8 protein-coding genes and 1 tRNA gene are annotated in these 8,788 nt (G+C 73.6%); 6 read left to right on the top strand and 3 right to left on the bottom strand.

Annotated elements, in window-relative coordinates:
* Positions 1–284 precede the first annotated feature (284 nt).
* Positions 285–1,292: a LuxR C-terminal-related transcriptional regulator gene (locus ACFCX4_RS31605; RefSeq protein ID WP_376150033.1), complete on the top strand. Its 1,008-nt coding sequence runs from the start codon at positions 285–287 to the stop codon at positions 1,290–1,292.
* Positions 1,293–1,362: 70 nt separating this feature from the next.
* Here ACFCX4_RS31605 and ACFCX4_RS31600 read toward each other — a convergent pair whose 3' ends face one another.
* On the bottom strand, positions 1,363–1,857 hold the full coding sequence (locus tag ACFCX4_RS31600; RefSeq protein WP_376150027.1) for a MarR family winged helix-turn-helix transcriptional regulator: 495 nt from the start codon (positions 1,855–1,857) through the stop codon (positions 1,363–1,365).
* A 110-nt stretch (positions 1,858–1,967) separates the two neighbouring features.
* Here ACFCX4_RS31600 and ACFCX4_RS31595 point away from each other — a divergent pair, with 110 nt between their 5' ends.
* On the top strand, positions 1,968–2,768 hold the full coding sequence (locus ACFCX4_RS31595; protein ID WP_376150024.1) for a methyltransferase domain-containing protein: 801 nt from the start codon (positions 1,968–1,970) through the stop codon (positions 2,766–2,768).
* A gap of 114 nt (positions 2,769–2,882) precedes the next feature.
* On the opposite strand, the gene ACFCX4_RS31590 is transcribed toward ACFCX4_RS31595, so the two are convergent.
* Together ACFCX4_RS31590 and ACFCX4_RS31585 are read right to left on the bottom strand one after the other, a co-directional pair.
* Positions 2,883–3,485: a TetR family transcriptional regulator gene (locus ACFCX4_RS31590; protein WP_376150030.1), complete on the bottom strand. Its 603-nt coding sequence runs from the start codon at positions 3,483–3,485 to the stop codon at positions 2,883–2,885.
* A 173-nt stretch (positions 3,486–3,658) separates the two neighbouring features.
* Positions 3,659–4,726 carry an acyl-CoA desaturase gene (locus tag ACFCX4_RS31585; RefSeq protein WP_376150021.1) on the bottom strand — a complete coding sequence of 356 codons (1,068 nt, stop codon included), beginning with the start codon at positions 4,724–4,726 and terminating at the stop codon, positions 3,659–3,661.
* 243 nt (positions 4,727–4,969) lie between these two features.
* Between ACFCX4_RS31585 and ACFCX4_RS31580 the strand changes: the two genes are divergently transcribed.
* The 4 genes from ACFCX4_RS31580 to ACFCX4_RS31565 all read left to right on the top strand — a co-directional run bounded on the left by ACFCX4_RS31580 (position 4,970) and on the right by ACFCX4_RS31565 (position 8,741).
* A tRNA-Gln gene (locus ACFCX4_RS31580) sits at positions 4,970–5,040 on the top strand.
* 175 nt (positions 5,041–5,215) lie between these two features.
* Positions 5,216–6,685, top strand: coding sequence for a bifunctional UDP-N-acetylglucosamine diphosphorylase/glucosamine-1-phosphate N-acetyltransferase GlmU (gene glmU / locus ACFCX4_RS31575; protein WP_376150018.1), 1,470 nt, complete (start codon positions 5,216–5,218; stop codon positions 6,683–6,685).
* Between the two features lie 202 nt (positions 6,686–6,887).
* Positions 6,888–7,865 (top strand): ribose-phosphate diphosphokinase, encoded by a 978-nt coding sequence (locus ACFCX4_RS31570; RefSeq protein ID WP_376150015.1) that lies wholly within the window; start codon positions 6,888–6,890, stop codon positions 7,863–7,865.
* Between the two features lie 285 nt (positions 7,866–8,150).
* Complete coding sequence (locus tag ACFCX4_RS31565) at positions 8,151–8,741, top strand: 50S ribosomal protein L25/general stress protein Ctc (protein ID WP_376150012.1); 591 nt, start codon at positions 8,151–8,153, stop codon at positions 8,739–8,741.
* Positions 8,742–8,788: the final 47 nt, after the last annotated feature.

Genomic DNA, 8,788 nt, shown 5'->3' with positions numbered 1-8,788 from the left:
GCCCCCGCACGGCCGGGGGCGGCGCTCCGGCGTTTCCGCGACCGGCGGGGAATCCGCGCCCGATGACGTCAAATCACGCCGATTCCGGGGCGCCTGACGAAACTTCACCAAACCCCCACCGAGCCGGAGCCCACCCCGTACGCTGATTCCGGTATCGGTGGGGGCCGGTGCCTCGGCTCTTCCGGACACCCGGGAGGAGGTCGGCGCAGGAGCGCCCGGACGGCGGCGGCGGAACCGGGGAGCCGTTCCGGAGCGGGCCGGAGCTGAGCAGGGGGGAAGTGATGATGGGGCGGATCCGCGTCCTGGTGGTCGACGATCACCGGATCTTCGCCGAGGCGCTGGCCGCGACACTCGCTGCCGAGCCCGATGTCGAGGTCGGTGCGGCGGGCAGCGCGGCCGCCGCCGAGCGCGCGCTGGAACGCGCCGCCACCGAGGGCCGCGCGTTCGACGTGGTCCTGGTGGACGCGGACCTCGGGGAGACCGAGGTCGGGGCCGCCGCGCGCAAGACCCGGCCGCCGGGCACCGAACCGCCCGACCCGATCCGGCGCCGGCCGGCGCCGACCGTGCCGTCGCCTCGCAGGCCGCCGCCGTTGCCGGCGGCGGGACCCGCCGGGGGACCGGCTGCGGCGGGGTCCGCCGGGAGCCGTTACCCGTCCTCCCCGCGCCAGACCGTGCAGCCGGCCGGCGGCCACTCCGCGGAGCCCGGCACCGGGCCGCCCGCGGCCGCCGCCCAGGGCGCCCAGGCCACCGGACCGGTGTCCGACGGCATCACCCTGTTGGCCCGGCTCCGCCGCCACCACCCCGGGCTGAAGGCGATCGTCCTGGCCACCGCCGACGATCCGCACCGGGCCGCCCGCGCCCTGCACGCCGGCGCCACCGGCTGGGTGGCCAAGGAGAGTTCGCTGGCCCGCCTGCTGGCGGTGATCCGGGGTGTGCTGCGGGACGAGACCCATCTGCCGCCCGCGCTGCTCACCGGGGTGATCCGGGAGCTCACCACGGCGCGCCGGGACCGTACCGAGAGCGAGCGGCTGGTCGACACGCTCACGCCGCGGGAGAAGCAGATCCTGCGCTGCATGGTCGCCGGCCTCGGCCGGCAGGCCGTCGCGGAGCGGCTCTACCTCTCCCCGCACACCGTCCGGACCCACATGCAGAACGTCCTCGGCAAGCTCGGGGTGCACTCCACGCTCGCGGCCGTCGCGGTGGCCCGCCGGGCGGGCGTCAGCCCGTCCGAGCTCGCGGCCCCCTCGGCACCGCCGTCCGTCGCCACCAGCACCTCCCCCGGCCCGCCCTGACCCGAGGTCCGTCCCCCCGGAGCGGCGCCGGCCGGACGGCCGGTGCGGCCGCGGTGCCGGGCGCCACCCCCTAGGGGATGTTGTCGAAGGGGGCGACCAGCTGCCGGAGCAGTCCGGCGAGTTCGCCCTGCTGGGCGGAGGACAGCTGGGCGAGCAGTTCGCGCTCGTGGGCGAGCAGTCCGGCGAGCGCCTGGTCGGCGCGGTCGCGGCCGTCGTCGGTGAGCCGGACCAGGACGCCGCGCCGGTCGTCCGGGTCGGGCAGCCGCTTGACCAGGCCCTTGCCGGTGAGCCGGTCGATCCGGTTGGTCATGGTGCCGGAGGTGACCAGGGTCTGGGTGAGCAGCTGGCCGGGGGACAGCTGGTACGGGGAGCCGGCCCGCCGCAGGGCGGTCAGTACGTCGAACTCCCAGGGCTCCAGCCCGTGCTCGGCGAAGGCGGTCCGGCGGGCGCGGTCGAGGTGGCGGGCGAGCCGGCTGACCCGGCTGAGTACCTCCAGCGGCTCCACGTCGAGGTCGGGGCGCTCTCTGCGCCACGCTGCGACCAGCCGATCGACCTCGTCCTCCATGACGATCAGTGTATCGGGGGTTGTGTCGATGTGAAGTCTCTTGACATCGAGAAATCCAGGCTGAAGGCTGATATGGATATCTTGATGTCGAGATACTTGTGGAGCCGACCATGACCTCCCCCGTCTGGGACCCGGAGCAGTACCTGCGCTTCGCCGACGAACGGACCCGTCCGCTGCACGACCTGCTCGCCAGGGTCCCCGCCGTCCCCCGCGAACCCGCGCCGACCGTCCTCGACATCGGCTGCGGACCGGGCAACTCCACCGCCGTCCTGCGCGAGCGCTGGCCCGCCGCCCGGATCACCGGGATCGACAACTCCGCCGAGATGCTCGCCGCCGCTCGGTCCGGGGGCGAACCCACCGCCGACTACCTGCTCGCCGACGCCGTCGGCTACGACCCGGCGGGGGCGGACCCGGACGTGATCGTCTCCAACGCCACCCTCCAGTGGCTGCCCGGTCACCTGGAACTGCTCCCGCGCTGGGCGGCGGCGCTCCGGCCCGGCGGCGTGATCGCCTTCCAGGTCCCCGGCAACTTCGGCGCGCCCGGCCACACCCTGCTCTCCGCCCTGCGCGGGAGCCCCCGCTGGCGCGCCGTCCTCGGCGCGGACGCCGTCCGGGCCGGTGTCCACGAGCCCGGCGTCTACCTCCGGGCGCTCGCCGACGCCGGCTGCGCCGCCGACGTCTGGGAGACCACCTACAGCACCCTGCTCACGGGGCCGGACCCGGTGCTGGAGTGGGTCCGGGGCACCGCGCTGCGGCCCGTGCTCACCCGGCTCACCGACGAGGGCGAGCGGGCGGCCTTCCTCGCCGAGTACGGGGCGCTGCTGCGCGAGGCGTATCCGGCCGGGCCGCACGGCACGGTCTTCCCGTTCCGGCGGATCTTCGCCGTCGGGGTCCGGACGTCCCGGGCCTGAGCGCGGGACGGGCCCGAGGGGTGCCGGACGGGCCCGAGGGGGTGCGGGACGGGCCGTGCGAGGGCGGCCCCGGGGAACCTGCCCGAGGGGGCGGGTCCCGGGCGGCGGGCGGGCTCAGGCCCTGCGCTCGCCGACCAGCTTGGGGTGCCGCTCCATGCCCTCAAGGCCGTGCCAGGCCAGGTTCACCAGATGGGCGGCGACCTCGGCCTTCTCCGGCTTGCGCACCTCCAGCCACCACTGCCCGGTCAGCGCGACCATCCCCACCAGCATCTGCGAGTACATCGGGGCGAGCCGCGCGTCGAAGCCGCGCGCCTTGAACTCCAGGCCCAGGATGTCCTCGACCTGGGTCGCGATGTCGCTGATCAGCGAGGCGAAGGTGCCCGTCGACTGGGCCACCGGGGAGTCCCGGACCAGGATCCGGAAGCCGTCCGTCGAGGTGTCGATGTAGTCCATCAGCGCGAAGGCCGCCTGTTCCAGCAGCTCGCGCGAGTGCCCCCCGGTCAGCGCCCCCGTCACCATGTCCAGCAGCAGCTGCATCTCGCGGTCGACCACCACCGCGTACAGCCCCTCCTTGCCGCCGAAGTGCTCGTACACCACCGGCTTGGAGACCCCGGCCCGCTCGGCGATCTCCTCCACCGAGGTGCCGTCGTAGCCGCGCTCGGCGAAGACGGTGCGGCCGATCTCCAGCAGCTGTTCCCGGCGCTGCTTGCCGGTCATCCGCACCCGGCCGCCGCGCCGGCGCGGGGCCGGCGCAGCGTCGTCCGCCCCGGCGGTGGCACGCGGACGGGCCTGCGCCGGACCGGGCGCCGCGTTCGTCCGCGTGCTCTGGTGGCCGCCTGTGCTGTCTGCGCTGCTCCCGTTCACCCCTACATCATGCTGCAGGTGCGCCCTCATGCGGCGCGGCGGGCGGCGATCCGCTGCGCGTCCGGCCAGCGGACGTCCCGGACCCAGCCCGCCAGCTCGAACCAGCGGATCAGCCGGGCCGAGGAGTCGATCTGGCCGCGCAGCACGCCGTGCCGGGCCGAGGTGGGGTCGGCGTGGTGCAGGTTGTGCCAGGACTCGCCGCAGGAGAGCACGGCCAGCCACCAGACGTTCCCGGAGCGGTCCCGGGAGCGGAACGGCCGGCGGCCGACCGCGTGGCAGATCGAGTTGATCGACCAGGTGACGTGGTGCAGCAGCGCCACCCGGACCAGCGAGCCCCAGAAGAAGGCGGACAGAGCGCCCTGCCAGGAGAGCGTGAGCAGGCCGCCGGCCAGCGCCGGCAGCAGCATCGACAGGGTGGTCCAGAGCCAGAACAGCCGGGAGATCCGCCTTATGGCCGGGTCGCGGACGAGGTCCGGCGCGTACTTGAGCTGAGGGGTCTGCTCCTCGTCGAAGAGCCACCCCATGTGCGCCCACCACAGGCCCTTGAGCAGGGCGGGGACGGTCTCGCCGTAGCGCCAGGGGGAGTGCGGGTCGCCGTCCTTGTCGCTGTAGCGGTGGTGCTTGCGGTGGTCGGCCACCCAGCGGACCAGCGGGCCCTCGATCGCCAGCGAGCCGGCCACCGCGAGGGCGACCCGCAGCGGGCGGTTGGCCTTGAAGGCGCCGTGGGTGAAGTAGCGGTGGTAGCCGACGGTGATCCCGTGGCAGGTGAGGAAGTACATGACGGTGGCGATCGCGACGTCGGTCCAGCCGAGGCCCCAGCCCCAGGCCACCGGGGCGGCGGCGACCAGGGCGCCGAAGGGCACGGCGATGAACAGGCCGAGCGCGACCCGCTCGGCGAGGCCCTGCTTCTCCCCGCCGCGGGTGGCGGAGAGCTGCCGCGGTCCGGTGCCGGCGTCCGGGTGACCGGGGTCCGGGACGGGGCCGTCCGGTGCGGCGACGGCCGCGGCGCGGGGCTGCCCGGGGGAGTCGGGGTCGGGGGCGGAGGAGTCGGGGCGCGCGGAATCGGCGTGCGCCTCGTCGGCCTGGATGGTCATGGGCGTCCCTTGAGGGGGAGAGGACTGAGGCTACGTTCGCGTAACCTACGGAATCGTAGGTTGCTCTCCGCCACCGAGGGAATACGTCTCGGGGCGGCGCTTGAGTGAATTCACCCGACTGGATGGATGACATCCCGATCGCAGGCCGTGCCCCGGCGGCGGGGCCGGAGGAGGTAGATGTGACGGCCCATACCCCGTAGTCTTGCCCAAGCGCGTCCCCGGGAACGGGAGCGGATGCGCCGGTCCCGGATCGTCTAAGGGCAGGACAGCTGGTTTTGGTCCAGCTTATGGGGGTTCGAATCCTCCTCCGGGAGCAATCTGCCGGCCGGTCGGACCGGCCCGGTGCGCTGCGGCGCCGTGACGGCGCCCGGGGCCGGAGAACCGCCCCTGCCGCGCGCACTATCCTCGAAGCGGCCAGGGCGCTGACGTGCGGGTCCCGTCGCTGGCTGCTCTGCCCTCCCCGTGTAACCGAATGAGGAGCCTCCCCCCGTGAGTGCCAATTCGCCTGCCGCCGTTGTCGTCCTCGCCGCCGGCGGCGGGACCAGGATGAAGTCGAACAGCCTCCCGAAGGTGCTGCACGAGGTGTGCGGGCGGTCGCTGGTCGGCCATGCGGTGGCCGCGGCCGAGGAACTGACGCCGCAGCACCTGGTCGTGGTGATCGGACACATGCGGGAGAAGGTGGCCGAGCACCTGGCGGCGCATCACCCGGCGGCCCGCGCGGTGGTCCAGGAGGAGCAGAACGGCACCGGTCACGCCGTCCGGACCGCGCTGGAGAGCCTGGAGGCGGACGGCGTCGAGCTGAACGGCACGGTGATCGTCACCACCGGCGACGCGCCGCTGCTGACCGGCGAGAGCCTGAGCGCGCTGGCCGCGGCCCACGCCGACCAGGGCAACGGCGTCACCGTGCTGACCGCCGTGGTGCCGGACCCGTTCGGCTACGGGCGGATCCTGCGGGACGGGACGGACGGCGCGGTCGCGGCGATCGTCGAGGAGAAGGACGCCTCGGACGCCCAGCGGGCGATCGACGAGATCAACTCCGGGGTCTTCGCCTTCGACGCCAAGCTGCTGGTGCGGGCGCTCGCCGAGGTCACCACGGACAACGCGCAGGGCGAGGAGTACCTGACCGACACCCTGGAGATCCTGCGCCGGGCCGGTCACCGGGTGGGCGCGGTGGTCGCCGCCGACCACCGCGACATCCTCGGCATCAACGACCGGGTGCAGCTCGCGCAGGCCCGCCGGCTGCTGAACGACCGCCTGCTGGACCGGGCGATGCGGGCCGGCGTGACCGTGGTGGACCCGGCGACCACCTGGTTCGACGTCCAGGTCTCCTACGAACCGGACGCGGTGGTGCTGCCCAACACCCAGCTGCAGGGCGCCACCCACCTCGGCGAGGGCTGCGAGGTCGGCCCGAACTCGACGCTCCGGGACACCCGGATCGGTGCCGGCGCCCGTGTGAGCAACACCACGGCGGACCGCGCCGAGGTCGGCGAGTTCGCCGCCGCCGGCCCGTACGCGTACCTGCGCCCGGGGGCCAGGCTGGCCCGCAAGGCCAAGGTCGGCACCTACGTCGAGGTCAAGAACTCGGAGCTGGGCGAGGGCGCCAAGGTGCCGCACCTCTCCTACATCGGTGACGCCACCATCGGCGAGGGCACCAACGTCGGCGCCGCCTCGGTCACCGTGAACTACGACGGGGTCAACAAGCACCGCACGGTGATCGGTGCGCACTGCCGTACCGGGTCCGACAACATGTTCATCGCCCCCGTGACGGTCGGCGACGGCGCCTACACCGGGGCCGGTTCGGTGATCTCCAGCGACGTCCCCGCAGGTGCCCTCGGGGTCGGCCGCGCCCAGCAGCGGAACATCGCGGGCTGGGTCGAGCGCAAGCGCCCGGGAACCACGTCCGCGCAGGCCGCGGCCGCTGCGGCGGAGCGCGCGGAAGAGGCCGCGGCGGAGGCCTGAGCGGGCGGGCGGTGGTCCGGCGGACGGTCCCGGGGCGGACGGTTCGCGCGCGGGCGCGTAACCTTGGGGTCATACGTGCGCCATTGGGCCTACCGCCCGTGTCCCGGCGTACCGACAATTCCCCCGCCCCCTTCGCCGACAGGCCCCCGCCTGCCCGCGGCGCGGACGGGATCAGCGTCAGCAACGCGAGGAGACGGTGGCAGTGAGCGGGATCACGACGTCGGGCGAGAAGAAGCTGAAGCTCTTCTCCGGCCGTGCCCACCCGGAGCTGGCCAGGGAGGTGGCCGCGTCGCTCGGGACCGAGCTGGTCCCGACCAAGGCCCTGGACTTCGCCAACGGCGAGATCTACGTCCGCTTCCTGGAGTCGGCCCGTGGTGCCGACTGCTTCGTGATGCAGAGCCACACGGCTCCCATCAATCAGTGGATCATGGAGCAGCTGATCATGATCGATGCTCTGAAGCGGGCCTCCGCCCGGAGCATCACCGCGATCCTGCCGTTCTACGGGTACGCCCGCCAGGACAAGAAGCACCTGGGCCGCGAGCCCATCTCGGCCCGGCTGGTCGCCGACCTGCTGCGCCAGGCCGGCGCCGACCGGCTGATGGCCGTGGACCTGCACACCGCGCAGATCCAGGGCTTCTTCGACGGCCCGGTGGACCACCTGTTCGCGCTGCCGCTGCTGGCCGACTACGTGGGCGAGCGGGTCGACCGCGACAAGCTCACCGTGGTCTCGCCGGACGCCGGCCGCGTCAAGGTGGCCGACCAGTGGTGCGACCGGCTGGACGCCCCGCTGGCGATCATCCACAAGCGCCGCGACATGAGCCAGGCCAACACCATCCTGTCGGCCGACGTCGTCGGCGACGTGCAGGACCGGGTCTGCGTCCTGGTCGACGACATGATCGACACCGCCGGCACGATCTGCGCCGCCGCGGACGCCCTGTTCGACAGCGGCGCCGCGGACGTCCTGGTGGCCGCCACCCACGGTGTGCTCTCCGGCCCGGCCGCGGACCGCCTGAAGAACTCCCGGGTCAGCGAGTTCGTGTTCACCAACACCCTGCCGACCCCGGCCTCGCTGCAGCTGGACAAGATCACCACGCTGTCGATCGCCCCGTCGATCGCCGCCGCGATCCGCGAGGTGTTCGAGGAGGGCTCGGTCACGAGCCTCTTCGAGGGCGTGCACTGACCGAGCCCCGCGCAGGCGGCCCCGGTTCCCAGCGGACCGGGGCCGCCGCCGATTTCGCGAGAGGCCACCGCTCCGGTTAGACTCGTGAAACTGCTCGGCGAGGGATGCCGTGCGCCCGCTTCGCGGGTGCCCGCTCCGTGATCGACGCGCTGCCGGTGCCGGTTCTCCCCGGACCCAGGCAGAGGTCGTGGCCGCCGAGTGACCCCCGATCGTTATGAGGGTGTGGTCCCGGCGGTTTTTCGCGTTGCCTGCACCCCCGCGCCAGCTTTCACGAGGAGTGCAGTCGTGTCCGAGATCCGCCTTGCCGCCGAGACCCGTACCGAGTTCGGCAAGGGTGCCGCCCGTCGCGCCCGCCGTGCCGGCTTCGTCCCCGGTGTCGTCTACGGCCACGGCCACGCGCCGGTTCACCTGAACCTGCCCGGCCACGACCTGATGATGGCCCTGAAGACCCCGAACGCCCTGCTGGTCGTGCCGATCGACGGCAAGGACGAGTACGTGCTGCCGAAGGCCGTCCAGCGCGAGGCCATCAAGCGCAGCATCGAGCACGTCGACCTGCTGCTGGTCAAGCGCGGCGAGAAGGTCACCGTCGAGGTCCCGGTCCACGCCGAGGGCGAGCTGGCCGCCGGCGGCAACCTGCTGGAGCACGTCCTGCAGGCCCTGCCGATCGAGGCCGAGGCCACCCACCTGCCCGAGGCCGTCACCGTCTCGGTCGAGGGCCTGGAGGCCGGTGCCTCGGTCCACGCCAAGGACATCGTCCTGCCGAAGGGCGTCTCCCTGGCCGTCGACGCCGACGCCGTCGTGCTGCAGGTCATCGCCGCCCAGGCCGCCCCGGCCGAGGACGAGGCCGCCGAGGCCGAGGCCGGCGCCGAGGCCTGAGCCTCCCGCACAGTCCGGTACCGCTGCCCCGGCCGCTCCCCTGGAGC

It is taken from the genome of Kitasatospora sp. NPDC056327, from assembly GCF_042261735.1.
Taxonomy (GTDB): domain Bacteria; phylum Actinomycetota; class Actinomycetes; order Streptomycetales; family Streptomycetaceae; genus Kitasatospora.
The sequence above is the reverse complement of the archived record's forward strand: the minus strand, read 5'-3'. Positions and strand labels throughout refer to the sequence as shown.

Excerpts from the sequence above, each read along its gene's own strand:
- ACFCX4_RS31605 (WP_376150033.1), top strand. The coding sequence starts at position 285 with ATGGGGCGGATCCGCGTCCTGGTGGTCGACGATCACCGGATCTTCGCC.
- ACFCX4_RS31600 (WP_376150027.1), bottom strand. The coding sequence starts at position 1,857 with ATGGAGGACGAGGTCGATCGGCTGGTCGCAGCGTGGCGCAGAGAGCGC.
- ACFCX4_RS31595 (WP_376150024.1), top strand. The coding sequence starts at position 1,968 with ATGACCTCCCCCGTCTGGGACCCGGAGCAGTACCTGCGCTTCGCCGAC.
- ACFCX4_RS31590 (WP_376150030.1), bottom strand. The coding sequence starts at position 3,485 with ATGACCGGCAAGCAGCGCCGGGAACAGCTGCTGGAGATCGGCCGCACC.
- ACFCX4_RS31585 (WP_376150021.1), bottom strand. The coding sequence starts at position 4,726 with ATGACCATCCAGGCCGACGAGGCGCACGCCGATTCCGCGCGCCCCGAC.